Origin of the sequence: Serratia sp. J2 (assembly GCF_046269175.1) — a bacterium.
GTDB lineage: Bacteria > Pseudomonadota > Gammaproteobacteria > Enterobacterales > Enterobacteriaceae > Chania > Chania fonticola_C.
Genome location: NZ_JBKABN010000001.1, coordinates 378,980 through 403,537, shown reverse-complemented (window position 1 = coordinate 403,537; position 24,558 = coordinate 378,980). Strand labels below are relative to the sequence as shown.

Here is a 24,558-nt window from a genome sequence, read left to right as displayed (position 1 = left end):
CCCTGTGGGAGAGGGTTAGGGTGAGGGCGAGGGGCAACACCTAACGCAATGACATACCTTTCTTCACCTAACACATTTCTCTGCATGAAAAATACCATCATTTTTTCTTATCCCCGCCAGACAAAAAGCCAATTTATCTTGTCGCCAGGCGCGGTGCATAATGCCTTGGTACTCTGATTTATCATCATAAAAGGGAGCACTATGTCACTTGCAACCCCACCGCTGGCAACGCTAAGCGTCTCCGATGCCAGCACTGAGGATATGGCGGCCATTCAACAGATTTATGCTCATCACGTGCTTTACGGGCCAGCCTCGTTCGAAGAAACGCCTCCAACGCTGGAAGAGATGCAACAGCGCCGCCATAACGTCTTGGCTGCGGGGTTGCCATGGCTGGTGGCGAAGATGGAAGACCGCGTTGTGGGCTATTGCTATGCCACACCGTATCGGCCACGACCCGCTTATCGTTATACCATCGAGAATTCGGTCTATGTCGCCGAAGGCCTGCAAGGGCACGGTATTGGCAAGACGTTACTCGGCGCATTGATTGCCCGCTGTGAACACGGCCCGTGGCGGCAGATGCTGGCAACGATTGGCGATGCTGCTGGCAATGCAGGCTCCCTTGCCCTGCACCGCAAGCTAGGCTTCACCAGCATCGGCACCCTAAGCGGCGTCGGGTTTAAATTTGGCGGTTGGCTGGATACCCACATTATGCAGCGGCCACTGAATGGCGGCAGCCATACGCTGCCTTAGGCCCTTTCCGGGCAAGCTGCTGATTTTCATCTATAGTTAATTCTGTCGTGGCTTAGCGATCTCAGCGTGCATTCACGCATTCACTAAACATAAACAGTCGGGAGAGACGGATGAAAATTTTTCTGTGGATTATTGCGATTATCTTTATTGTTGGCCTACTGACCATTACCGGTGTGTTCAAACTGATCTTCTAGTTCTCACCACCATTGGGCGCTTCAATGCGCCCGATGGTGGATAGAGAGTTGATTGAGAAGGGTCTGCCGTATCCTCTTTGCATCAAGCCTTAAAACGAGCCCGCACCGAACCGATCCCAGAGACCACCAGCATCACAACGCCACCGGCGATCAGGCCGAACACTGCATTCAACAGCATAGGGGTCAGCCCCCCCAGGATCGCACCTACGCCCGGTACCACCATAGAATAACTAGCCCAGTCGGTGAACAGATGATGCACAGGCGGTAGCCCGTGGGTCAAAATCCCGCCGCCCACCATAAACATGGCCAAGGTACCCACCACCGACAGCGTTTTCATCAGATAAGGTGCCGCACTGACAATACCGCGCCCTATCGATTGTGCCAGCGTGCTACGCTTACGGGCCAGGTAGAACCCCAGATCGTCCAGCTTGACGATGCCCGCCACGATGCCGTACACCCCAACCGTCATCACAATGGCGATGCCACACAGTACAATCACCTGCTGGCTAAAGGTGGCTCCGGCTACGGTACCCAGCGTAATGGCGATAATCTCGGCAGAGAGTACAAAGTCGGTACGAATGGCACCTTTGACTTTGCGCTGTTCATAGACCGTGACATCTTCAGTGGTATCTGGTTCCGCTTTCTCCTCTGCCTCTGCACTCTTGCGGTGTGTCAGGCTGTGGTAAACCTTTTCAAACCCTTCGTAGCAGAGGTAAGCCCCACCGACCATCAGCAGCGGCGTAATCGCCCAAGGGGCGAAAGCGCTGATCAGCAATGCCAGCGGTACCAGGATCGCCTTGTTGATAAACGAGCCCTTGGCCACCTTCCACACCACGGGAATTTCACGATCGGCCTTAACACCGCTGACCTGTTGGGCGTTTAGCGCCAGATCGTCTCCCAATACCCCAGCGGTCTTTTTGGCCGCCATTTTCGTCATCAGTGAAACATCATCCAGTAACGAAGCGATGTCGTCGATCAGGGTTAATAAGCTACTGCCTGCCAAAATGCACTTTCCTTATCAAAGGGTGGGATAGCCATACCGGTTTAGCATAGCGGGTTGAAAACTTGAAGAGGGGAAATCCTAATGATTTTACTGTAGCTGCGGGCTTAAGTGGTGAATTTTTCACCATAGGGAAAGGATAACCTGCCGCGACTGGCGGCAGGTTAAATAACGCGTTATTCCGTGTCGTTCTTCGCCAGGGCGGCATCTTTCTGGCGGCGATAGTCCCGCGCTGCCGCCGGGATCGGCGTTACTTTGCCGGTTTCAATCCAGGTGCGCAGACGGCTGGCGTCCGCGAAATGGGTATATTTGCCAAAGGCGTCCAACACCACCAGCGAAACGGAACGGTTACCGATCACGGTACGCATCGCCAGACAATGCCCGGCCTGATTGGTAAAGCCGGTTTTGGTCAGCTGGATATTCCATTTCGGGTTGTAGACCAGATGGTTGGTATTGCGAAACGGCAGCGTATAGTTGGGATCCTTGAAGGTCGCCATCCGTTCGGTAGTGGTGCTCAACTGGCCGATCAGCGGGTACTGCTTGGTCGCCAACATCAGCTTGGTCAGGTCACGCGCGGTTGACACGTTATGAATCGATAGCCCGGTCGGTTCAACGTAATGAGTATTGGTCATGCCTAGCGCTTTCGCCTTGGCATTCATCGCCTTGATAAAGGCGTTATAGCCCCCTGGATAATGATGCGCCAAGCTGGCCGCAGCACGGTTTTCCGACGACATCAGCGCCAACAGCAGCATATCCTTGCGGCTGATTTCGCTGTTCAACCGCACCCGGGAGTAGATCCCTTTCATTTCTGGCGTCTGGCTGATATCAACCGACAGCATTTCGTCCAGCGGCAGGTGGGCATCCAACGTCACCATCGCCGTCATCAGCTTGGTGATCGAGGCGATAGGCACCACTTCATCGGGGTTACGTGAATAAATCACCCGATGCGTTTGCATATCCAGCACCATGGCACTGCCAGAAGCCAGCTCAGGCTGGGAGGCCTGCACTGCGGCGGTTTTATTGCTGGCTAATGCACTCGGCACCAGTCCAGAACCGGCTTGCAACGCGAGCAGGGTTAGAACCAAAACACGGATTTTCACATGTATTACTCTGTAACGGAGGAGAGAACCGACTGCGTTGAATTATAAGTGAGGGATATAGAATTGCACTGTGATTGTGAGTAGCTATTTGTGACAAAATCTATCGGCGCGAAATTTATGCAACCCGCGAGCGTACTGGGTTGTACGCCCGCAAGGTAAAAGTTACAGCGCTGGCTGCCAGGCAGACTGTGGCAACAGGTACAATCCGGCAGCATGCTGCTCACCGGCCCCCACGATATGCCCGATACCGGCGGCCATCACGGCCAGGGTCACATCGAAGGCATTCAGGCTGTCGCCGTAACCTGCCGTCAGGTTGAACATCGACCCGTTGGCCAGCAGATACAGCGTTTTGTCTGCCAGTTGGTAAGCATTCACAAATGGCATTGGCTCGCTGTGCGGCAGAGCCTGCAGGAAACCGACGTCAATCTCTTCCGCCACATGCCCAACGTTGAGGATGAACACCCCATCCTTGGCCCGCTCCAGATGCCGTGCTGACAACACGTTTTTGGCTCCAGTGGCCGTGGCAATCACGTCCGCCTGCTCTACGGCAGTGGCTAAATCGACTACCGCCCAGCCATCGTAGCGTGCTTGCAAAGCACGGGCCGGATCGATTTCCGCTACGATAACTTGTCCACCATACGCCTTGGCAGAAGCGGCTACGCCCTGTCCCACCAGCCCATAACCAATCACCACCACACATTTTTCATGCAGCGTCAGATGAGTGGTCTGGAAGAAGGTATGCCAGGCGGTCAGCCCAACCATGTGGCGATTATGCAGCCCTTCTTTTACCGGCAGGTCATCCCAGTTAAAGATCGGGTAACGTGGCGCAATGCCCCCCAAGCGGCTGATGCCTGAACCGGTCGCTTCCAGCCCAGCCTTGATCTGCGGGCCATTGGCAGATTGATGCAGGCGAGTGGTCAGATCGGCTCCCATCTCACACAGATGAGTCGGCCCCCAGGCCAGCGCACGGTCGAACGATTCAGACCAGTCGGCATCGCTCATATCACGCCAGGCGTGCGCTTGGGCACCGTGACGCTCCAGCCAGGCCACTACATCATCCTGTACCGTCGTCGGGTTACAGGTGGTGAGATAAATGGCCGCGCCCTTATCCAGCAGCCCGGCTACCAGCGGGGCCATTTTCAGATCCAGGTGCATGTTACACGCCAGGCGCACGCCGTGCAGGTCCGGTAAAGCCGCTACTGCCGCGCGGGTACGTGGCATATGGCGCATGGCCCACTTCAACTCACTGTCAAAATCCTGATACATCGCTTACTCCTCTACTACGCCACGCCGCCAGGGCATGGCAGAATGATTAATCTGCATCGCATGGCGGCTATTATCACTTATCTCACCGCAAAAAACCGAGGTGACTATCATGGCAACAGCATGAGTGATGGTTTTTCCGATCTATCAGGGGGAGGAACCTTCGAAGGGATTGTTCAGCAGGTGCGGGCCGCGATGGTGCAACTCACGGCCCGGTATCAATGATAAGGTTAGAACAGGTAACGCACGCCTAAAGCAAACTCACTGGAAACCAGGCGTGCTTTCATTTGCTCATCTTTTAACCCGCGGGCATTGGTAAAGTTATTGTAACCACTTTCAATCTTGCCCATATCCACGTAGCGGTAGCCCAAATCAAGATTGAGCCGCTCCATGGCCGCATAGCTGATCCCTGCGCCAATGGAGTAAGCCAGATTATTTTGCGTGCTTGCCGCGTATTGGCGTGAGGTATTACCCTGCCAGCCGTCGGATTTCACTTTGGCGATACCCAGGCCGACCGTGCCATAAAGCGAGAAGTCATACCCTAGCGCGTAGTCACGATAGGCATTGAGCATCAGGCGCTCAGCGTCCACTTTGTGGTGATTGTAGCTACTGGCAAAGGTGGTAGAGCCGCTGGTGTATTCGCTTTTCTTTTTGAACACATACTCTGCCTCACTGCGCCAGCCATTGCCAAATTGATAGCCTGCGGCGATAGCCCCGTTATAGAAATTATGCTTTTCGTCACCGCTGACAAAATCACCCACGCCAGGACGGCTGCTGGTATTCATATCTTCTGCCGACTGTCTGGCGTGCAATAGTTTTATCGCCCCATAGTATCCCTCTAAATAATCATCGGCTAAAACATTACCGGAAACAACGGAGAGGGAAACCAGCAGTACCAGAGGTTTAATATTCATGCGATCCTCGCTTGAAAGGTTATTTATGATAAACAATGAAGGTTCAGCTAAAATAACCAGCGCGCGGCGGTGTCGCAATTCGGTTGAATACCTAAGGCTCTAGGTGTTTTTACTTAACTCTTGTTGAAGAAAACAGCTCACCATAGACTTTCATTAACTTCACCGACGAGTTGATCGCCAATTTGGCAAATAAATTGGCGCGATGGGCTTCTACCGTGCGCGGCGAAAGCTCCAGTTCCTGAGCAATTTCCTTGCTGGATTTCCCTTGCATAATCAAGCCGGTGACCTCCAGTTCCCGTGCTGACAGCGCATTGAGCCTCTCTTGCAACTCGGCGGTGGCTTGCCGCTGTTGCTGAAAAATACGCTGATGCTCCAAGGCTCCAGCGACCGTTTCAATCAACAGATCGGCATCAATGGGCTTGGTCAGAAATTCAAAAGCCCCGTTTTTGAAGGCCCGCCGACATAAATCAATATTCCCGTGGCCAGTCATGATGATAACGGGGATCTCCAGGCCCTGCTGTTGCCACTCTTCCAGTAGCGTGATACCGCTTTTGCCCGGCATGCGGATATCCAGCAGCAAACAACCGCACAGCGCCTGCGGTTCTCCCATCCGCTGTTGAAAATCCAGACTATTTTCATAAGCCAGCGTTTGCCAACCCATGGTGGCCAATAGTGAACTGAGTGAACTACGGATGGCCCGATCGTCATCAATCAAATAAATAAACTGTTCCATCACTCCTCCTGAGTGTTAAACGGGAACCACAGGGTAAAACGCGCTCCCTGACCGGCCATATTTTCCACCGTAATAGTACCGTTCAGGCGCTGACCAGAGTTTCTGTCAGCGCCATGCCCAGCCCCAATCCCTCCTGGCGAGTCGTGAAGAAGGGAATAAAGACCTGTTGTAATGCTGGTTCAGAAAGCCCTGGCCCACCATCGGTGATCATCAGTTGGATCCCTTGAGCCGAGTATTCAGCATCGATTGCCACCCAGCCTGGCTCCGGCTGATTGGGCTGTTGTGCCTGAATGGCGTTGGTCACTATGTTATGGAAGATTTGTTCAACCCAGAGAGGATCGGCTCGCAGAGGAGGTAACGCATCGGGCATCCGGTTAACGATCCTGACCTTGCCCTTGTTGATCTCATCTTCCAGCAGCATAGTGACACGCAACCAGACCTTATGCAGATCGACCTCTTGCAATAACACCTGCTCGTGCGCCAACTTTTGCCGAAATTGCAGCAGCAACGTGCTGATGCGTTTGATTTGTATCACTGCCGCATCAAGCAAGGGCACGGCTTTATCCTGCTGCTGTTGGTCTAACAGACGCAGGGCGGCCTGGTTATAACTTAACACCGCAGTCAGCGGTTGGTTGAGCTCGTGAACCATACTGGCCGTGATTTCCCCCATAGCGTTAAGCCGAGTCAATTGCGAGAAGTGTTCACGCAAAACGGCAATATTGCGTTGGCGTTTTTGAATACGGTATTGGGTGATAAAATAGACGACACCAGCCCAGAAAACCGGCAGCAGCAATAACAGCAACCAAGGCATACGTGCCCAATCTGGGTCGTTTCGAGCGGATAATTCAAAGGGCTGTAAGGTGTTGTTGATCCCCTTGTCCCATTGCCAATACGCCGGTTCAGCATGATCCCCCTGCTCAAATAAAGGCTTATTTTGCCAACTCAGGCCGATCTGCCGGAAATCATGACGCTGGGGAATGTCCGCAAATAGCAGCGCAGGATCGATCAACAGCGCAAAATACTGGTGTGTCAGCCAGTAAGTTCCCTCTCCCGTTGGCGTTAAAGTCGGGATTGGCTGTGCCTGTGGCATGCGCTTCCATGCCACAATCTGCGGGAATTTTTGCTGAACGATGGTGGGATCGCTGGAGACCGACAGTAAGGAAAGCACCGTCTCAAGCTGGGATAATTTAACCGTCACCTCACGATATAAAATACGATAGGTGACTGATTGCTCTTCATATTGCTGTTGCAAAGCATAAATTATCACCCCGCCCCCTGAAAACAGAGATAAAACCAACCAGAGAGCAACCTTGAGCATAATATCTCCATGTCATTGGCAGACGAGTTTATTAATAGCGGATTAAACACTATGCGAATGCAAGAATCTATTATTAAGTTCGGGCCGTTTCAATTCATCTCCCGCTGCCGGAACAGGGTGTTATAATCCTATTTCATCGCGATAAAGGAACAACAATGACAGATCTGGCCCACTACATTACCCAATATGGCTACTGGGCACTGCTGATTGGCTGCCTGCTCGAAGGGGAAACCATCACTCTGCTGGGAGGAATTGCGGCACACAACGGATTGCTGCGCCTGCCGCTGGTGATTGCGGTGGTCGCCATCGGCGGCGCCTTGGGCGATCAGGTGCTCTATTTTACCGGGCGCCATTTTGGTGGGCGGGTGCTTGCCCGTATCGAAAGCCAACAAGCCCGCATTGAACGCGCCCAAAAGCTGATTGCCAGCCACCCGGTTTTATTTGTGATTGGCGTACGTTTTATGTACGGATTCCGGATTATCGGCCCGGTGCTGATCGGTGCCAGTAAGCTGCCACCATCGCACTTTATTCCGCTGAATATTCTAGGGGCTATCCTGTGGGCCACGCTATTTGTACTGCTCGGCTATTTTGGTGGCCAGGCCATCAGCAGTTTTGTCAGCGGTAGTGACAAAAAGCTGTATAGCCTGCTGTTCTGCGTGGTGACGATCGCCGTTATTCTGCTGCTTCGCTACTGGTGGCGGCGGCGTCATGCACAATAAGACTATTTGTTGAGCATCAGCTTCAGGCCCAGTAAGGCCAGCACGCTGCCGCCCAGGCGATCGAACCAGGCTTTGAAACGCAGGTAGACGCGGCGCGGGCGCGGTGATGACAGCACAAACGCCACAAAGGCATACCACAGCAGATCGACGGCCAGAGCAATCAGCGGCAACACGATATACAGCACCATGGGGATCTTATGGCTAAGCAGCGCCGCAAATACGCTGCCGAATACGATAGCGGTGTTCGGGTTGCCCAACTGGGTTAGCAGCCCGGTGGTGAATGCACGGCGAAAGCCTAGCTGCTGGCCGCCAACCGCTTCGATCATCAACGGCTGATTGGCTCCGCGCAGCATTTTGAATGCCAGATAGATCAGATAGGCCCCCCCCCAGCATTTTCAGCGTGGTATACAGCCAAGGCAGCGCAAGCAGCAGCGATTGCAGCCCCAACAAGGCAATGAGTGCGAAGATAAAACAGCCGATCCCCATCCCCAATGCCACCGCCATCCCATCACGCCGTGACGAAGCCACCGCCGTTCGCGCTACTAGAATAAAGCTTTGCCCTGGGCTCATCGCACCAAGTGTAATAGCCCCGGTAATGCTGAGTACCGATAATAACGTTTCGTTGATCATGCCCTTTCCCCTTGCCTGGTTCCGTTAATCAAATTAACGCGCTGGCCAAAATAAAAGCAATAGAAACGTAAGGATACGTGAGTAAAACTTCGGCGAGTGCGCAGCAATGTCCCCTCACCCCAACCCTCTCCCACAGGGAGAGGGAGCTAGCCCGGTGTTGTCGTCAGGTACAGAGCTTAGCTAGTTCGATGTTGTCGTCAGGTACAGAAGCTAGTCTGTGGCATGGCTGATGTTGAGGATGAATACCGTTGTTAATTTGTGGCTCGATCGGTCCCCTCTCCCTGTGGGAGAGGGTTAGGGTGAGGGGCCAGTCATCAACGCCACCAACTCCCTGGCCGCCTTCTGTTGCGGCTGGTGCTTCAGCCAAATCAGGTGCACCGGCAGGCGCAGTTCGTTTTTGGTATTTTTAAATTTCAGGCGGATCAACCGGCCCTGTTCCAGCAATGGCGCAGTTAACGACAGCGGAAAGTTGCCCCACCCCAGCCCGGCTTCCACCATGCTTAGCGCCATCGGCAAACTGTCAGTACGCCAGAAGGATTCCGCTACTTGTGGGCGTTTATCGGCCATAGGCAAATCCCGGCTGGCCACCATGATCTGCCGCACGTTGACCAGTTCCTCCAGGAACAACTCGGCACCGCCAGCACCCAGGGCTGAATGCTGCGCCGCAATGGTTGCCACCAACGACTCGCTACCCACATAGTGAAAATGTTCCTGGCTGTTAACGTCCAGCCCGCCGAATGCCAGGCACAGGCTGACCCGCTGTTGATGAAGCATATGCAAAACATCATCCTGCGGGGCGGTCAATACCTCGATATCCAACAACGGGTAGCGTTCCGCCAGCGCTTTCACCGCCGCCAATAGACCGCTGCTGTTGATATCAGACGCCACACCAATCGACAGCCTGCTTTCCAGCCCCTGAGAAAGCTCAATGGCGTGGTTCTGCAGCTGCTTGAGCTGTTCGGCGATCAAGCGCGCGTGGGGAGCCAGTGCCAATGCTAGTGCGGTGGGCACCGGTTCGCGATGCGAGCGGTCAAACAACTGAAAGCCCAGCTCTGCTTCCATATTGGCGATCCCCATGCTAACCGCCGAAGGCACGCGCCGCAATGCCCTGGCTGCCGCCGAGAATGAGCCGCGATCCAACACGGCCAAAAACAGTTCGATATTGTCACTGGAAAAATTCATCGCCCCACCTGTCAGTAAAACTGACAGCTCCTGACTTTTTCTATCAATAGCATTGACGTTATCTTACGCATCGGATTGCCGGACGTCATCAGGCACGAAAAATAAAGCAGGAGAAAGACATGCAAGGCGTGAAGCGCAAACTGGTCTATGTGACCGCTTATGAAGTTATCGGTATGGTCATTTCGGCCCTTGGTTTGGCACTACTCTCCGGCTCAGCCCCCAGCAGCACCGGGCCTTTGGCGGTGATCATCACCACCATTGCCGTAAGTTGGAACCTGATTTACAACTACTTGTACGAATTCTGGGAAAGCCGCCAGGCTTCACGCACCCGCACGCTAAAACGCCGCATTCTGCACGCAGTGGGCTTCCAACTGACGCTGGTGGTTTATCTGATCCCGCTGATCGCCTGGTGGATGGAGATTTCCCTGGTACAGGCCTTGCTGCTGGATATGGCGCTGATCGTGATTATCCCCTGCTACACCTTTGTGTTTAACTGGGCCTTCGACAAAATATTCGGGCTGCCGACCTCCGCCCTGCCTGCCGCCGAATCGGCCTGAGTGAAACCCTCTCCTTCTGCCTGGATAAAATATCCGTTGGGCAGGGGGAGATCATATTGGCTAACCTATTCCCAAACAGTCAATAAGATAAAAAATTTTATAATTCAATAGCCAAAATCACCTCTCACTTCCTCTCCAGACGCTCTCAAACCTATCCAACTGAATATTGCTTTTTTGGTATGAGCAGAAAGCAGGCAGGATAAATCGCCAATGGAACCGCAGTTTTTTTGCCTCGATTACACAGAACGGGTAGCATGCTTCGCCGTTATTTAACGGCGCTGGTATCAACCATAAACTGCGGAATGTTGCCATGACCTCATTCCCATGATGCAAACAGACAGGAAACAGGACGAATAATGCACTCAGACAAAACGACTGCACATGACAAGCAGGCGGCGAGAAAACGTTGGTTGGACTCACATGAGTCCGGTTACCACAAAAGCATGGGTAAACGGCAGATACAGATGATCGCCATTGGGGGCTCTATCGGCACTGGCCTATTCCTTGGCACCGGCGCACGTTTACAGATGGCTGGCCCGGCATTGGCGCTGGTATATCTGGTGTGTGGCGTGTTTTCTTTTTTCATCCTACGCGCCTTGGGCGAGCTGGTATTACACCGCCCATCCAGCGGCAGTTTCGTGTCCTATGCTCGCGAATTTCTCGGTGAAAAGGCCTCCTACGTTGCAGGATGGATGTACTTTCTTAATTGGGCGATGACCGGCATAGTCGATATCACCGCCGTAGCGCTGTATATGCATTATTGGGGTACCTTCGCCGAGGTTCCCCAGTGGCTGTTTGCCCTGGGTGCGCTTGGGATTGTGGCTACCATGAATATGATCGGCGTGAAATGGTTCGCCGAAATGGAGTTCTGGTTTGCGCTGATCAAGGTCGCCGCCATCTCTCTGTTCCTGGTCGTGGGGGTCATCTTCCTTGGCGTCGGCACACCGGTAGCGGGTAATACAACCGGTATCCACCTGATCACCGATAACGGCGGCATGTTCCCACACGGTCTGTTGCCTGCTTTGGTATTGGTACAAGGGGTGATCTTCGCCTTTGCCGGTATCGAGCTGATAGGCACCGCCGCTGGCGAGTGTAAAGATCCGGAAAAAATGATGCCAAAAGCGATCAACAGCGTGATCTGGCGTATCGGTTTGTTCTATGTCGGCTCGGTGGTACTGCTGGTTCTGCTGTTACCCTGGAATGCCTATCAGGCTGGGCAAAGCCCGTTTGTCACCTTCTTTTCCAAGCTTGGCGTACCCTACATCGGTACCATCATGAATATCGTGGTGCTGACCGCCGCCCTTTCCAGCCTCAACTCTGGTCTGTACTCAACAGGCCGTATCCTGCGCTCACTTTCCATGGGGGGGTCAGCACCGAAGCTGATGGCTAAAATGAGCAGCCAGCAAGTACCTTACGCCGGTATTCTGGTGACCTGCGGTATCTATGTGATTGGCGTGGTGCTGAATTATCTGGTGCCATCGCAGGTGTTCGAGATCGTGCTGAATATCGCTTCACTGGGCATCATCTGCTCTTGGGCATTTATTATCGTTTGTCAGATGCAACTGCGTAAGGCGATCAAGGCGGGGAAAGCCAAACCGGTGGCGTTTAAAATGCCAGGAGCACCGGTCACCTCGTGGCTGACGCTGTTGTTCCTGTTAGCGGTGGTGATCATGATGGCCTTTGATTACCCGAACGGCACCTGGACTATTGCCACCATCCCAGTGCTGGCCGTGCTACTGCTACTTGGCTGGTTTGGCCTGCGCAAGCGTGCCGCACAGGTGAAACTGGAACAACAGGCTCACGAGCAACAGATCGGCCAATAAAGGTTAACTTATCGGGTTTACCCAGCACTTTCGCTGGGTAAACCTGACGACGACACGTCACAGATCTACCAGTAGCATCGTTATTTAGGCAAAGCGTGATTTCATCCATTCGCGCAGCCGTTGAATATGCAGGTACAGCGCAGGAATAAAGAAGATCCCGACCAGCGTTGCCAGTAACATCCCGCCAAACACGGTAATACCGATGATTTGGCGGCTCATCGCCCCGGCTCCGGTGGCAAACACCAGCGGCATCACCCCGAGAATAAAGGAAATGGCCGTCATCATCACCGCCCGGAAACGTTGCCGGGCACCGTCCTGCGCGGCGTCACGAATGCTGGCTCCCTCTTCACGCCGCGCCTTGGAGAACTCAACGATCAGGATGGCATTCTTGGCCGCCAGGCCGATCAACAGGACCAGCCCGATTTGGGCGTAAACGTCGTTGGCGAACCCCATCATGCGTAACCCCGCGACCGCCCCCGCCACCGCGAATATCACCGACAGCATCACCACCAGCGGGACGCTCCAGCTTTCATACTGAGCCACCAGGAACAGATAGGCGAACACCAGCGCCGCCAGATAGATCAGCAAGGCTTGGTCACCGGTTTGTTGTTCCTGCCAGGACAGGCCGCTCCAACTGTAGCCGTAACCCTTTGGCAACTGCTCGGCCAATAAAGACTCCATGGTTTTCATCGCCTGCCCAGAGCTAACCCCCTCAGCAGCAGAACCGTTCACTGATACCGCCGGAAACTGGTTGAACTGGCTGATAAAAGGCGCGCCGATAGAAGGCGTGAGCCGCACCAGATTGGCAAGGCTCACCAAAGCACCGGTGTCGCTGCGCACGTTCAGGCGATTAATTTGTTCGGTGCGTTGCCGGAAATCCATATCGTTTTGTAACTGCACCCGGAACATGCGGTTATTAACCGAAAAATCCCCCACGTTCAGGCCGCCAAGCGAAACTTGCAGCGTATTGAAGATCCGGCTGACCGGCACCTGCAACAGCGCGGCCCGTTCACGATCGACCGCCAGGTCGATATCCGGCACCACGGCACTGAAAGTAGTAAATACCCGGCTCAGCTCTGGCCGCTGGTTAGCCGCAAAAATAATCCCCTGGGCCACCTGAGCCATCTGCTGCGGCGTTTGCCCCTCCAGCGCCAGCAGGCGTAAATCAAAACCGGCGGCGTTGCCTAGCCCGGCGATGGCCGGTGGATTAACCACCATGATCATCGCCGAGGGGATCGCCGCCAGCCTGCCCTGAAGATCGGCTAACACCCGGTCAACATGCTCGCGTTGGCCCCAGGGTTTAAGCATCACGATGGCGAACCCCGCATTGGGTGAATTCCCCCCGCTCAGCAGACTGAAGCCGGTAATTTTGATCACATCTTCCACCGCCGGGTTTTGTATCACCTGCTGATGCATCTGATCCATCACCGCCTGGGTACGTTCAAGGGAAGCCCCATCCGGCAGTTGTACGTTGACGAAGAAGTAGCCCTGATCCTCCTCAGGCAGGAAAGAGGTTGGCAGGCGGCTGTAGCCATACCAGGTGGCCAAGCCAACGACCAAAAGTGCAATCACCGTGGTTAATGCCCGCTTGCTGGCCAATGCGGCCAAGCGAACATAGCCATCGCGCATCCGGTCCATACCCCGGTTGAAACCACCAAAAAAACCGGTTTGCGCCAGCTCACGCCGCCGGATCAGCGTGGCACAAAGCGCCGGGGACAGCGTCAGCGCGTTGATGCTCGACAGGATCACCGCCGCCGATAGGGTCACGGCAAACTGACGATACAGCTCACCGGTAATGCCCGGTAGCACAGCAATCGGCACAAACACCGCCATCAGCACTAACGTCGTGGCGACGATCGGCCCGGCAATCTGGCTAATCGCCTTGCGGGTCGCTTCTGCCGGGCTAAGAGAGGGATCTTGAGCCAGCAGACGCTCTACGTTTTCCACCACCACGATGGCGTCATCCACCACAATGGTCAGCGCCAGGATAATGGCGAACAGGCTCAAGGTGTTGGCGGAGTAGCCGAAAGCGTACAGCACGGCGAAGGTACCGAGCAGCGATACTGGAATGGTCAGCGCCACGATAAAGGTGGCCCGCAGGCTCTGTAAGAACAGATAAACCACCAGCAACACCACCGCCAATGTTAGGGCCAGCGAGAGGGCTATTTCATGCAGCGTTGCCGTTACCGGGCGGGTGGAGTCATATTTGATGTCATAGCTCATATCGCTGGGGAAGGATTGCGACAGGCGTGCCATCTCCTGGCGTACCGCATTGGCAACATTCAGCGCGTTAGCTCCCGGCGTGGGGTAAACCACCAAAAATGCCGATTCCTGTTGGTTCATCGAAGCATTGACCTGGTAGTTTTGCGCTCCCAACTCGACCCGCGCCACGTCGCCCACCCGCACCGTGCCGCCATTGGCACCGCTGCGGATAATCACTCTGGCAAACTCCTGCGGATCGGTTAAACGCCCCTGCCCACTGATGGTCAAGGTTTGCTGCTGTCGGGAAGGAGAAGGCGCGGAACCGATCTGGCCTGCTGCGGCCTGCACGTTCTGCTGCTGCAACGCCTGTACGATGTCCTGCACGCTGATATTGAGCGACTCCATACGCTGCGGATCGAGCCAGACACGCATGCTGTAATCGCGGGCACCAAACACCTGCACATCCCCCACACCGCTGATGCGGGCCAAGGCATCACGCAGTTGGATACTGGTGTAATTGCTCAGAAACAGCGTGTCACGGCTGCCCTTGGGAGAGAACACGCTTACGCCCAACAGCAGATTCGAGGCCCGCTTGCGCACCGAAACCCCGTTGTTATTCACCTCCGCCGGTAGCTGCGCGCTAACCTGTGAAATACGGTTTTGCACCTCCACGGCGGCCATATCCGGATCGGTGCCGCTGGCAAAGGTAATGCTCAGTTGATAACCGCCGTTGTTGGCGCTGGTCGATTCCATGTACAGCATGTTGCTGACGCCGTTGACCTGAGCCTCGATGGGCGATGCCACCGCTTGAGCCACGTCGCGGGCGCTGGCTCCAGGGTAGAGCGCGCTGACGGAAACGACCGGTGGTGTGATATCGGGGTACTGTTCCACCGGGATCACCTTGAGGGAAACGATCCCCACCAGAGTGATCACCAGCGCAATCACGATGGCGAATTTTGGCCGCCGGATAAAGAAATGCAGCATCAACGTCCCCTTATGGTTGCGCGTTGGCGCTGGAGAGAATGGCGTTCACCTGCATACCGGGCCTGACGTGCTGTACACCGGCGATAATCACCCTTTCACCTGGGCTGAGCCCGGCGCTCACCTGATAATATTGTTGATGTTGTTCACCCAGCGTCACCGGCCGAACTTCCACAATATTCTCAGACGTGACCACCAGCACAAAGTGGCCCTGCTGGTTTTGCTGTAGTGCAGCAATGGGCACCAGCGTGATCGTCTGCGGTTGCTCGGCGGTCAGGATCACGTTCACCACGCCCCCGGGCAGCAGTAGATGATTTGGATTGGCAAAACGGGTGCGCAACGTAACGGTACCAGTATGGGCATCAATCTGGTTATCTACCGATTCAAAACTGCCCAGCTCTGGGTAGGACTTGCCGTTGGCCAGTTCAAGACGGGCGGAAAACTGCCCTTCGGCGAGCTTCCCCTCCCCACGCTGACGCTGATAGGCGGCGGTAATATAGTCCCGCTCATTGATAGAGATCGCCACGCGGATCGGATCGAGCTGCACAATGTTGACCAGTGCACCACTTGCCGCGTTGACCAGGCTACCCACATGAAAGCGGCTGTGGCCGATGCGCCCGGCAATCGGCGCATAAATACGGGTATAGCTGAGCTGTAGCTGCTGCGTATTTAGCGCTGCCTGAGCTTGGGCCACTGCTGCCCGGGTGGTATCCCGTTCGGCTGCCGCAGCGTCAATATCCGCTCTGCTGACCGCACGGTTATTACCTAGCTGTTGCAGACGCGTCAGGTTTACCTGCGCCAGATTTGCCGCTGCCGTGGCGCTATCCAGCTGCGCCTGAGCCTGTGCCACGGCAGAATGGTGCAAGGACGGCTCAATCTCGTACAGCAGGTCACCGGCCTTGACCATCTGCCCTTCGGTAAACGGCCGTTTGGCAATAAACCCTTCGGTACGGGTCTTCACCTCCACGGTTTGAATGGCCTCGATGCGGCCAAGATAGTGCAATGCGCGTTCGGGTTGGCTTTGTTCAATCATCGCCACGGTCACCGCAGGCAGCGGTGCAGCAACGCTCGGAGTGGCTATGGCCAGCAGCCACAGTGCCATACAACGGGATAGCGAAGGTTTAGTCATCGACGGCAGGACCACTCATTAATTAGTTACCAAGCTAAATTAATGAAAATTATAGTTCACCTATAGCAAGTCAGAATGGGCTCTGTTAACGATTTCTTGCAAGGACGCAAGCCCGCCCACCAGCGGTTTACTGCGCCGTATAGCCGCCATCAATGCTGTAAAAAGCCCCGGTGGTGAAACTGCTGTCTGTAGAAAGCAAAAAAACCACCGTTTTCGCCACCTCCTCACGCGTAGCCATACGCCCCATCGGATGGGAGGTAGCCATTTTCTCCCGCATCTGGGTGGGTAATCTGGCCATCGAAGGCGTATCGACATAGCCAGGCCCGACGGCGTTGATGCGTATCCCTTGATTGGCAAACTCCAGAGCTGCGGCCCTCGTCAAACCGATAATGCCGTGCTTGGCCGCGGTATAAGGCGCAATACCGGCAATGCCGACTATGCCATTGGCGGAAGAGAGGTTCACTACCGCGCCACCGCCTGCTGCCACAATAGCGGGCAACCCGTACTTCATCCCATAGAAAGTGCCGCTGAGATCGGTTTCAATCACCGCGTGCCAATCATCAATGGAATATTCATTCAGCGGCACATCGTGCGGCCCGGTAATACCGGCATTGTTGACCAGCAGATGCAATTGCCCGCCAAGGGCCAGCGTCTGCGCTACCGCACTGCGCACCGATTCAGGATCGCGAGCATCCATAACCAACGGAAATACCGATTTGCCTGTCGGATCGATACGTAGCGCCGTTGCTGCCAGTCTTGCGCGATTTCTGGCGGTTATCGCTACCTTCGCCCCTCGTTCGACCAACTCTTGAGCAATAGCTTCACCAATACCGGTGGAAGCACCGGTCACCAATGCCACTTTACCCGTAAAATCTTGCATAACGCCTCCCGATCGCTTTGAGTTAGGCGTTCAGGCTAAGGCTTGGGCATGACAGTTTCTGGCAGTGGCTATCCTCCAAAAATGCTGAAGCATCACCCCAATGGCAAAAGGATAAAACGAAAAAGCCCTGACAATATTTGCCAGGGCTTTTAGGTTACTGCATATTTAAAATTCAACATTAATCAACTTACTAACTGGGTACTACTTTCGATACTGCTTAAAATGTACTTGTTTATCACAGATAATATTGGGTATTAAAAAGCTAACTACATCCTCCCCTATACTGACTGATTTACAAATTCTGACTCACCTACCTCATAATAATTAGCCAAGGTAAAGCAAGCTAAACTGGTACATTCCCCCTCGCGATATAAACTATTGACGCATGGCTTTACTTTCATTGCAACAAACTTACAGGATAAAATTAACAAGTTGCAACATTAACACTTGAGAAACAGAGCCTTACATCATCGCGTATGGTACACACCCTGCGATCGTCGGTACTGACTACGTGGCCTTAAAGCATTGTCCTTGAGTCCGAACTGGCTACTCAACGACGACTTCCCCATACAACATAACTTCGTGGCCTTTATCGCAATATCACTAAACAACTTATTAAAGATAACCTTTTAATCTGTTATTTAGCTAAGCAGCTAACTATCAATTTCCTGCTGCTGGATACTAATCTACGACTTTTTCAAACTATGTCAATACTGTTTTTAACAACATACGTTTATTGGCTAAATCGCTCATTTTAAACGGACTGAAATCGATACGCATTTGTCTTTCTGGTTAATTACAGACGGCTTTCACATGCTTGCAAGCTCGGTGGCCACGACCAGTCAGGAAGACGAGTGTAATGAATTTGCACAAGCGGCTCTACGCCAGCGATTTTCAGCACCGCACATATTGCTTCCCCGACGGCCACAATTCCCGCTAATTTATGCAAAATTTCCCATATAGCGAGAATTCTGGTGGACATACCACGCTATCTGCAACACATCGGCTTCACAGGCACGCCACAGGCCGATCTGCAAACGCTGCAACAGCTGCATCGCTGCCATATGCTGGCGGTGCCCTTCGAGAATTTAAGCATTATCTATCATCAGAGGATCGATCTTAGCGAGGGTGGGCTGTTCAGCAAAATCGTCGAGCATAATCGCGGGGGGTTTTGTTATGAATTGAACCGGATATTCGCCCTGCTGTTGCAGCAGATCGGCTTTAAAGTGGCGTTTATATCCGGGGAAGTCCACGCCAGAGACGGCTCTTTTGGCCCGCCGTTTGACCATATGGCGCTAATGGTGACCTTGGATCAGCCGTATCTGGTCGATGTAGGCTTTGGCGATTCTTTCCTCGCCCCGCTGAAAATCACCACTACCGAGCAACAACCACAGGCCAGCGGCACCTTTCATCTTGAGCAAGATGGCGAGTGGTATCATCTGGAGCGCCGCAACGGCGATCGGACCTCCCACGCCAAGACGCTGTATCGCTTTACCCTGCAACCCCGGCAGCCAGAAGAATTTAACGACATGTGCCACTATCACAGCACTTCGCCACAGTCGCACTTTACCCAAAAGCTGGTGTGCTCCCGCCCCACAGAAGATGGCCGCATCACCCTCAGCGAGTTAAAGCTGATCGTGACCCAAAACCATCACCGTAAGGAGTCGACGCTGCATTCAGAAGAAGAACGGCTGGAAGCGTTGCGGCACTATTTTGCTATTGAACTCAGTAGTTAGCGGCAAATCACCCGCGCAATATCCTTGGAGTTGTTTAACGTGCGGATCTCGGTAAACAGCTCCGTGGCTTCCTGATACTCTTTGCGCAAGTAACTGAGCCACTGTTTGATGCGGGCGACGTGGTATAAACCGGTATCGCCCTGCTTTTCCAGATGCACGTACTTTTGCAATAGCTGTACCACCTGCGGCCAAGGCATACGCGGTTCGTTATATTTCACCACCCGGCTCAGGTTGGGGATGTTCAACGCGCCACGCCCCAGCATTACCGCGTCGCAGCCGGTGGCCTGCATACACGCCTGCGCACTTTGATAGTCCCAGATTTCCCCGTTGGCGATCACCGGGATGCTCAAACGTTGGCGGATCTCACCGATCGCCTGCCAGTTGATGCGATCGGCTTTATAACCGTCCTCTTTGGTACGGCCATGGATGGTGATTTCGGTCGCGCCCGCTTGCTGCACCGCATCGGCAATTTCAAAGCTGCGGGAATCTGAATCCCAACCCAAGCGCACTTTTACCGTCACTGGCAGATGCGCTGGCACCGCAGCGCGCATCGCTTTGGCCCCCTGATAAATCAGTTCGGGATCTTTGAGCAAGGTGGCCCCGCCGCCGCTGCCGTTGACATGTTTGGACGGGCAACCGCAGTTCAGATCGACACCGTAAGAACCCAGTTCGACCGCTTGAGCGGCGTTCTCCGCCAGCCATTCGGGATACTGGCCAAGCAGTTGCACCCGCACCTGGGTGCCAGATGGCGTTTTGCTGGCATGGTGCAGTTCCGGGCACAGCCGGTAGAAGGATTTGGCCGGCAACCGTTGATCGACGACCCGCAGGAATTCGGTGATGCAGAGATCGTAATCGTTCACCTCGGTGAGCAATTCCCGCACCAGAGAGTCGAGTACCCCCTCCATTGGAGCCAATAATACGCGCATGCCTACCCCTGCAATCAAAGAGGGCGCAATGATACGGGCGAAAGGCGGTGCCAACAAGCCTCCCGCCGATAAAATTACCCCAGCTTACGCACCGGCTCACCGGCAATAAACGCCTGGATATCGGCAATCGCTTCCCGGAAATAGGTGCGGTAGTTATCATCCGCGACGTAACCCACATGCGGCGTAGCCAGCACGTTGGGCAAGCGGCGCAATGGGTGATCGGCGGGCAGTGGCTCTACTTCAAACACGTCCAGCCCAGCACCGGCGATCTGCCCGGTTTGCAGCGCTTCAACCAGCGCTTGCTGATCGACAATCGCTGCGCGCGAGGTGTTAATCAGGAAGGCGCTGTTTTTCATCTGCGCCAACGCCTGGCGGTCGATCAGCCCACGGCTGCGATCGCTTAACACCAGATGCACCGAAACAAAGTCACTCGCTGCCAACAGCGCCTGTTTTGACTCGGCAAGTTGCACACCGAATTCCTGTGCCCTTTCAGCCGTCAGATTTTGGCTCCAGGCCACGACGTTCATGCCAAATGCCTGAGCCACCTTCGCCATCTGGCCGCCGATCTTGCCCAGCCCCAGTAGGCCTAACGTTTTGCCATGCAAGGTGATGCCAACATGTTGCTGCCAAGGTCCGTTGGCACGTAATCCCCTGCTTTCAGCCAGCAGATGCTTGGCCAAACCGAGGATGAGCGCCCAGGTCAGTTCCATCGGCGCTTCAGAACCGCTGGCGGTGCCGCAAACGGTGACGCCTTGCCGGGTTGCCGCTGGCAAGTCGATCGAAGCGTTACGCATGCCTGAGGTGATCAGCAGTTGCAGTTTCGGCAAGCGAGCAAGCAATGCGGCGGTGAACGGCGTGCGCTCTCGCATTATCACCACGATCTCGCAGTCTTTGATGCGGCTCACCAGTTGGTCTTCATCGTCAATATGATCACGCAGGGAGAAAACCTCAACCTGCTCGCCTAGGACGGACCAATCCGCCATCTTCAGCGCTACACCTTGGTAATCATCAAGAATTGCACACTTCAATTTCATCTGGATCTCCTGAAACAGGCGAAAAAAAACCGCCAATAAATGGCGGTTCAGTATAGATCATCAATCGAGGATCACTCAGACGGTTTACGGCTATGCGGACGGCGCGATGGAGCACCTGAACGTGGTTTGCCTTCACCCTGTGGGCGAGCACTGCCGCCGCCGCGATTTTCACGCTGACCGCCACCATTGCCACTACGCTGGCCGCCACCGTTACCGGTACGCGGAGCGCCGCCGCCGTTGCCACGTGGAGCACCACGGCCACCACCAGCCTGACGGCCATTGATGATCGGTTCGGCTTTGATGCTTGGGTCCGGCTCATAGCCTGGCAGGGCAATGCGTGGAATCTCACGCTTAAGCAGGCGCTCAATATCACGCAGCAGTTTGTGTTCATCCACACAGACCAACGAGATCGCCTCGCCGGTACGTTCGGCACGGCCGGTACGGCCAATGCGGTGGACGTAATCTTCCGGTACGTTTGGCAGTTCGTAGTTCACTACGTGTGGCAACTGATCAATATCCAGGCCACGTGCAGCGATATCAGTAGCTACCAGCACGCGGATTTTGCCGTCTTTAAAGTCTGCCAATGCGCGGGTACGTGCGCCCTGGCTTTTGTTGCCGTGGATAGCCGCAGCGGTGATGCCATCTTTATTCAGCTGTTCAGCCAAATGGTTGGCACCGTGCTTGGTACGGTTAAATACCAGCACCTGCTTCCAATCACCTTCGCCGATCATCTGGGAAAGCAGTTCACGCTTGCGCTTCTTATCGACAAAGTGAACGCTCTGTTCAATTTGCTCGGAAGCGGTGTTGCGGCGAGCCACTTCTACCGAGGCCGGGTTGGTCAGCAGTTTACTGGCCAGCCCTTTGATCTCATCGGAGAAGGTCGCAGAAAACAGCAGGTTCTGACGCTTGGCAGGCAGCTTGGACAGCACGCGGCGGATATCATGGATAAAGCCCATATCCAGCATGCGGTCGGCTTCGTCCAGCACCAGAATTTCAATTTTAGACAGATCAACCGCGTTCTGATGTTCCAGATCCAGCAGGCGACCCGGCGTTGCCACCAGGATATCGACGCCGCCGCGCAGCTTCATCATCTGCGGGTTGATGCTCACACCACCAAACACCACCAGCGAACGCAGGCGCAGGTGTTTGCTGTAAGCCTCAACGTTTTCACCGATTTGCGCAGCCAGTTCACGGGTTGGCGTCAGGATCAACGCGCGCACCGGGCGGCGGCCTTTGATTGGGTGATCGTGTTTGCTCAGCAGCTGCAATAGCGGCAAGGTAAAACCAGCTGTTTTACCGGTACCGGTCTGGGCGCTGGCCATCAGGTCACGGCCTGCCAATACCACCGGGATTGCCTGGCGTTGAATTGGCGTAGGTTCGCGATAGCCCTGTTCTTCAACAGCGCGCAGAATTTCAGCACTTAAGCCGAGGGTTTCAAATGACATAGTAGAGAAAAACTCCAGATCCCCCCTAACCTAAACAAATGTTCGGTGCAGTTTCCGGGAGGATTATCAGACGGGGCATAAGGAAGTGCTCGCACTTTTTTGCGGCAGATCCTCGGCATGACCTCGAGGGATTGGCACAAACTGCAGTGCACCAAGCGCGAGAGTGTAGCAGAAATCGAACAAGAAAAGGCAATTTTACGTGTTCACCGCACTTTTCGCCGAGCAAGCTCACGGAAAAGCAAAATGTTCTGGCCTGTGGTTTACATTTTAGCCCGCCCGGCCTAAAGTTAATCATATGATTGATTAACTTTTTGAGTCAACCTATGTCCACTGCAGAAAATCCGCCGCTCACCCCTCTCAAACGGGGTGAGCAAGCGCGCCAACAACTGCTCACCTCCGCGATTGAAGTGTTCGGCGAATATGGCCTTTCGGGCGCCACCACGCGGCAAATCGCCCAGCGTGCGGGGCAAAACATTGCCGCCATCACCTATTATTTCAACTCGAAAGAGGGGTTATATCTGGCGGTAGCCCAGTGGATTGCCGACTTTATCCAACAAAACTTCCGCCCACTGAGCGAAGAAATCGAACGTTTCTACCTGCTGCCCGCGGAGCAACGCCAGCCAGAACACTACCTATACCATCTCAAAAGCGGGTTGCTGGCCTTCAGCCAACTGATGACTCAACCCCACACGCTCAACCTGAGCAAGATCATGTCTCGCGAACAGCTTTCGCCAACGGATGCCTATCCGCTGATCCACCAGCAGGTGATAGCCCCGCTGCATCACGTACTTTGTCGCCTGTTAGCGGGCTACACCGGCATCGATGAGCGCTCCACCAAAATCGTCTTGCATACCCATGCGCTGATCGGTGAGGTACTGGCATTCCGCGTTGGCCGTGAAACCTTGCTACGACAGGCAGGCTGGCATCAGATCGCGGCAGAAGAAGCCCAGCAGATTAGCGAGGTGCTGGCCGAACATATCGACATTCTGGTTAACGGGCTACGCCAGCGTTATGCCGTCTAACTTTCCGTCTTGCAGTCAAGGAATATTATGAACAAGAAAAGAGTTGCCATTGTGGGTGTAGCGATCGTGCTGATCGCCGCTGCGACCTATGGTTTCTGGTCTTATCAACGCCAGCAGGACAAGCCTTTGACGCTGTATGGCAATGTGGATATCCGCACGGTAAACCTGGGCTTCCGCGTTAATGGCCGGTTGGCCTCGCTGGCGGTAGACGAAGGGGACAACGTGCAACAGGGGCAGTTGCTGGGTAAACTGGACGATGCGCCTTACCAGAACGCGTTGCTACAGGCACAGGCCAACGTTGCCAGCGCCAAAGCCAAGCTGGATTTATTGCAGGCAGGCTACCGCAACGAGGAGATTGCCCAGGTGCGATCCGAAGTTGCGCAACGCCAGTCGGCCTTCAGCTATGCCGACAGCTTCTTCCAACGCCAGCAGGGGCTATGGGCGAAAAAGGCCACCTCAGCCGACGCCCTGGAAGATGCCCGCACCGCGCGTAATCAGGCGCAGGCAAATTTGCAGGCGTCGAAAGACAAACTGTCGCAATACCTGACCGGCAACCGCCCGCAGGAAATCGAAGAGGCCAACGCCAATCTGGCACTAGCCGAGGCGGCACTGGCGCAAGCCCAGTTGGATCTGCATGACACCACCCTGCTCTCTCCGTCCGTTGGTACGGTAATGACGCGAGCCGTGGAGCCAGGCACCATGCTCAGCGCTGGCAGCACAGTGTTTACCCTATCGTTGACCCGGCCGGTATGGGTTCGTGCCTACATCAATGAAACCAGCCTGGGTAGCGCTACGCCAGGTACCGAAGTCTTGATCGAGACCGACAGCCGCCCTGGCAAGCCTTATCACGGCAAGATCGGCTTTGTTTCCCCCACTGCGGAGTTCACCCCCAAAAGCGTAGAAACGCCGGATCTGCGTACCGACCTAGTCTACCGCTTGCGGATCATTGTCAACGATGCCGATGACGCCTTGCGTCAGGGGATGCCGGTAACCGTCCATTTCACAAAACCGTAAGGAACC

The 24,558-nt window shown here is 54.6% G+C and carries 21 protein-coding genes and 1 pseudogene; 8 read left to right on the top strand and 14 right to left on the bottom strand.

Annotated features, from left to right (window positions below; all coding sequences use genetic code 11):
- Positions 1–201 precede the first annotated feature (201 nt).
- Positions 202–750, top strand: coding sequence for a GNAT family N-acetyltransferase (locus ACKWMY_RS01980; RefSeq protein ID WP_024527414.1), 549 nt, complete (start codon positions 202–204; stop codon positions 748–750).
- A gap of 276 nt (positions 751–1,026) precedes the next feature.
- Here ACKWMY_RS01980 and ACKWMY_RS01975 read toward each other — a convergent pair whose 3' ends face one another.
- The 3 genes from ACKWMY_RS01975 to ACKWMY_RS01965 all read right to left on the bottom strand — a co-directional run bounded on the left by ACKWMY_RS01975 (position 1,027) and on the right by ACKWMY_RS01965 (position 4,310).
- Positions 1,027–1,947 carry a DUF808 domain-containing protein gene (locus tag ACKWMY_RS01975; RefSeq protein ID WP_024527413.1) on the bottom strand — a complete coding sequence of 307 codons (921 nt, stop codon included), beginning with the start codon at positions 1,945–1,947 and terminating at the stop codon, positions 1,027–1,029.
- A 173-nt stretch (positions 1,948–2,120) separates the two neighbouring features.
- A complete protein-coding gene (gene pbpG, locus ACKWMY_RS01970) occupies positions 2,121–3,050 on the bottom strand; it encodes a D-alanyl-D-alanine endopeptidase (RefSeq protein WP_074027980.1) in 930 nt (309 codons plus the stop codon).
- Positions 3,051–3,206: 156 nt separating this feature from the next.
- On the bottom strand, positions 3,207–4,310 hold the full coding sequence (locus ACKWMY_RS01965) for an adenosylhomocysteinase (RefSeq protein ID WP_024527411.1): 1,104 nt from the start codon (positions 4,308–4,310) through the stop codon (positions 3,207–3,209).
- A gap of 42 nt (positions 4,311–4,352) precedes the next feature.
- Between ACKWMY_RS01965 and ACKWMY_RS01960 the strand changes: the two genes are divergently transcribed.
- Positions 4,353–4,532 (top strand): hypothetical protein, encoded by a 180-nt coding sequence (locus ACKWMY_RS01960; protein WP_024527410.1) that lies wholly within the window; start codon positions 4,353–4,355, stop codon positions 4,530–4,532.
- Between the two features lie 5 nt (positions 4,533–4,537).
- Here ACKWMY_RS01960 and ACKWMY_RS01955 read toward each other — a convergent pair whose 3' ends face one another.
- The 3 genes from ACKWMY_RS01955 to ACKWMY_RS01945 all read right to left on the bottom strand — a co-directional run bounded on the left by ACKWMY_RS01955 (position 4,538) and on the right by ACKWMY_RS01945 (position 7,221).
- Positions 4,538–5,221 (bottom strand): outer membrane protein, encoded by a 684-nt coding sequence (locus ACKWMY_RS01955; protein ID WP_074027978.1) that lies wholly within the window; start codon positions 5,219–5,221, stop codon positions 4,538–4,540.
- A gap of 109 nt (positions 5,222–5,330) precedes the next feature.
- A complete protein-coding gene (locus ACKWMY_RS01950; protein WP_074027977.1) occupies positions 5,331–5,954 on the bottom strand; it encodes a response regulator transcription factor in 624 nt (207 codons plus the stop codon).
- 82 nt (positions 5,955–6,036) lie between these two features.
- Positions 6,037–7,221: a sensor histidine kinase gene (locus tag ACKWMY_RS01945; protein WP_409485805.1), complete on the bottom strand. Its 1,185-nt coding sequence runs from the start codon at positions 7,219–7,221 to the stop codon at positions 6,037–6,039.
- A 206-nt stretch (positions 7,222–7,427) separates the two neighbouring features.
- On the opposite strand from ACKWMY_RS01945, the gene ACKWMY_RS01940 reads away from it, so the two are divergent.
- Positions 7,428–7,991, top strand: coding sequence for a DedA family protein (locus ACKWMY_RS01940; RefSeq protein ID WP_024527406.1), 564 nt, complete (start codon positions 7,428–7,430; stop codon positions 7,989–7,991).
- 2 nt (positions 7,992–7,993) lie between these two features.
- On the opposite strand, the pseudogene ACKWMY_RS01935 reads toward ACKWMY_RS01940, so the two are convergent.
- Both ACKWMY_RS01935 and ACKWMY_RS01930 read right to left on the bottom strand, forming a co-directional pair.
- Positions 7,994–8,621 (bottom strand): annotated as a pseudogene (locus tag ACKWMY_RS01935) (LysE family translocator).
- A gap of 294 nt (positions 8,622–8,915) precedes the next feature.
- Entirely contained in the window at positions 8,916–9,803 is an 888-nt protein-coding gene (locus ACKWMY_RS01930) for a LysR family transcriptional regulator (RefSeq protein ID WP_065686761.1), read from the bottom strand.
- A gap of 119 nt (positions 9,804–9,922) precedes the next feature.
- Between ACKWMY_RS01930 and ACKWMY_RS01925 the strand changes: the two genes are divergently transcribed.
- Both ACKWMY_RS01925 and ansP read left to right on the top strand, forming a co-directional pair.
- Positions 9,923–10,360 (top strand): PACE efflux transporter, encoded by a 438-nt coding sequence (locus ACKWMY_RS01925; RefSeq protein ID WP_065686760.1) that lies wholly within the window; start codon positions 9,923–9,925, stop codon positions 10,358–10,360.
- A gap of 356 nt (positions 10,361–10,716) precedes the next feature.
- Positions 10,717–12,183, top strand: coding sequence for an L-asparagine permease (gene ansP / locus ACKWMY_RS01920; RefSeq protein ID WP_024527403.1), 1,467 nt, complete (start codon positions 10,717–10,719; stop codon positions 12,181–12,183).
- An 84-nt stretch (positions 12,184–12,267) separates the two neighbouring features.
- Here the strand turns inward: ansP and ACKWMY_RS01915 are convergent, their stop codons facing one another.
- The 3 genes from ACKWMY_RS01915 to ACKWMY_RS01905 all read right to left on the bottom strand — a co-directional run bounded on the left by ACKWMY_RS01915 (position 12,268) and on the right by ACKWMY_RS01905 (position 17,375).
- Positions 12,268–15,369, bottom strand: a complete 3,102-nt coding sequence (locus tag ACKWMY_RS01915; protein ID WP_309048143.1) for a multidrug efflux RND transporter permease subunit — start codon at positions 15,367–15,369, stop codon at positions 12,268–12,270.
- Positions 15,370–15,379: 10 nt separating this feature from the next.
- Positions 15,380–16,495 (bottom strand): efflux RND transporter periplasmic adaptor subunit, encoded by a 1,116-nt coding sequence (locus tag ACKWMY_RS01910; protein ID WP_409485804.1) that lies wholly within the window; start codon positions 16,493–16,495, stop codon positions 15,380–15,382.
- 127 nt (positions 16,496–16,622) lie between these two features.
- Positions 16,623–17,375 carry an SDR family NAD(P)-dependent oxidoreductase gene (locus tag ACKWMY_RS01905; protein ID WP_409485803.1) on the bottom strand — a complete coding sequence of 251 codons (753 nt, stop codon included), beginning with the start codon at positions 17,373–17,375 and terminating at the stop codon, positions 16,623–16,625.
- 974 nt (positions 17,376–18,349) lie between these two features.
- Here ACKWMY_RS01905 and ACKWMY_RS01900 point away from each other — a divergent pair.
- Positions 18,350–19,111: an arylamine N-acetyltransferase family protein gene (locus ACKWMY_RS01900; protein ID WP_024527397.1), complete on the top strand. Its 762-nt coding sequence runs from the start codon at positions 18,350–18,352 to the stop codon at positions 19,109–19,111.
- Here the strand turns inward: ACKWMY_RS01900 and dusC are convergent.
- From dusC to rhlE, 3 genes are all read right to left on the bottom strand, one after another.
- On the bottom strand, positions 19,108–20,037 hold the full coding sequence (gene dusC, locus ACKWMY_RS01895; protein WP_024527396.1) for a tRNA dihydrouridine(16) synthase DusC: 930 nt from the start codon (positions 20,035–20,037) through the stop codon (positions 19,108–19,110). The genes ACKWMY_RS01900 and dusC overlap by 4 nt on opposite strands.
- Positions 20,038–20,111: 74 nt before the next feature.
- Positions 20,112–21,071, bottom strand: coding sequence for a D-2-hydroxyacid dehydrogenase family protein (locus ACKWMY_RS01890; RefSeq protein ID WP_409485802.1), 960 nt, complete (start codon positions 21,069–21,071; stop codon positions 20,112–20,114).
- A gap of 71 nt (positions 21,072–21,142) precedes the next feature.
- Positions 21,143–22,516: an ATP-dependent RNA helicase RhlE gene (gene rhlE, locus ACKWMY_RS01885; RefSeq protein WP_024530562.1), complete on the bottom strand. Its 1,374-nt coding sequence runs from the start codon at positions 22,514–22,516 to the stop codon at positions 21,143–21,145.
- 323 nt (positions 22,517–22,839) lie between these two features.
- On the opposite strand from rhlE, the gene cecR reads away from it, so the two are divergent.
- Together cecR and hlyD are read left to right on the top strand one after the other, a co-directional pair.
- Positions 22,840–23,538, top strand: a complete 699-nt coding sequence (gene cecR / locus ACKWMY_RS01880; protein ID WP_308871160.1) for a transcriptional regulator CecR — start codon at positions 22,840–22,842, stop codon at positions 23,536–23,538.
- Between the two features lie 27 nt (positions 23,539–23,565).
- Positions 23,566–24,552 (top strand): secretion protein HlyD, encoded by a 987-nt coding sequence (gene hlyD / locus ACKWMY_RS01875; RefSeq protein WP_409485801.1) that lies wholly within the window; start codon positions 23,566–23,568, stop codon positions 24,550–24,552.
- Positions 24,553–24,558 lie beyond the last annotated feature (6 nt).

What these genes read in the sequence shown, in the direction of transcription:
- ACKWMY_RS01905 (WP_409485803.1), bottom strand. Translation starts at nt 17,375, where the DNA reads ATGCAAGATTTTACGGGTAAAGTGGCATTGGTGACCGGTGCTTCCACC.
- ACKWMY_RS01980 (WP_024527414.1), top strand. Translation starts at nt 202, where the DNA reads ATGTCACTTGCAACCCCACCGCTGGCAACGCTAAGCGTCTCCGATGCC.
- hlyD (WP_409485801.1), top strand. Translation starts at nt 23,566, where the DNA reads ATGAACAAGAAAAGAGTTGCCATTGTGGGTGTAGCGATCGTGCTGATC.
- ACKWMY_RS01930 (WP_065686761.1), bottom strand. Translation starts at nt 9,803, where the DNA reads ATGAATTTTTCCAGTGACAATATCGAACTGTTTTTGGCCGTGTTGGAT.
- dusC (WP_024527396.1), bottom strand. Translation starts at nt 20,037, where the DNA reads ATGCGCGTATTATTGGCTCCAATGGAGGGGGTACTCGACTCTCTGGTG.
- ACKWMY_RS01910 (WP_409485804.1), bottom strand. Translation starts at nt 16,495, where the DNA reads ATGACTAAACCTTCGCTATCCCGTTGTATGGCACTGTGGCTGCTGGCC.
- ACKWMY_RS01960 (WP_024527410.1), top strand. Translation starts at nt 4,353, where the DNA reads ATGATTAATCTGCATCGCATGGCGGCTATTATCACTTATCTCACCGCA.
- ACKWMY_RS01925 (WP_065686760.1), top strand. Translation starts at nt 9,923, where the DNA reads ATGCAAGGCGTGAAGCGCAAACTGGTCTATGTGACCGCTTATGAAGTT.
- ACKWMY_RS01915 (WP_309048143.1), bottom strand. Translation starts at nt 15,369, where the DNA reads ATGCTGCATTTCTTTATCCGGCGGCCAAAATTCGCCATCGTGATTGCG.
- ansP (WP_024527403.1), top strand. Translation starts at nt 10,717, where the DNA reads ATGCACTCAGACAAAACGACTGCACATGACAAGCAGGCGGCGAGAAAA.
- rhlE (WP_024530562.1), bottom strand. Translation starts at nt 22,516, where the DNA reads ATGTCATTTGAAACCCTCGGCTTAAGTGCTGAAATTCTGCGCGCTGTT.
- ACKWMY_RS01965 (WP_024527411.1), bottom strand. Translation starts at nt 4,310, where the DNA reads ATGTATCAGGATTTTGACAGTGAGTTGAAGTGGGCCATGCGCCATATG.
- ACKWMY_RS01950 (WP_074027977.1), bottom strand. Translation starts at nt 5,954, where the DNA reads ATGGAACAGTTTATTTATTTGATTGATGACGATCGGGCCATCCGTAGT.
- ACKWMY_RS01890 (WP_409485802.1), bottom strand. Translation starts at nt 21,071, where the DNA reads ATGAAATTGAAGTGTGCAATTCTTGATGATTACCAAGGTGTAGCGCTG.
- ACKWMY_RS01955 (WP_074027978.1), bottom strand. Translation starts at nt 5,221, where the DNA reads ATGAATATTAAACCTCTGGTACTGCTGGTTTCCCTCTCCGTTGTTTCC.
- cecR (WP_308871160.1), top strand. Translation starts at nt 22,840, where the DNA reads ATGTCCACTGCAGAAAATCCGCCGCTCACCCCTCTCAAACGGGGTGAG.
- ACKWMY_RS01940 (WP_024527406.1), top strand. Translation starts at nt 7,428, where the DNA reads ATGACAGATCTGGCCCACTACATTACCCAATATGGCTACTGGGCACTG.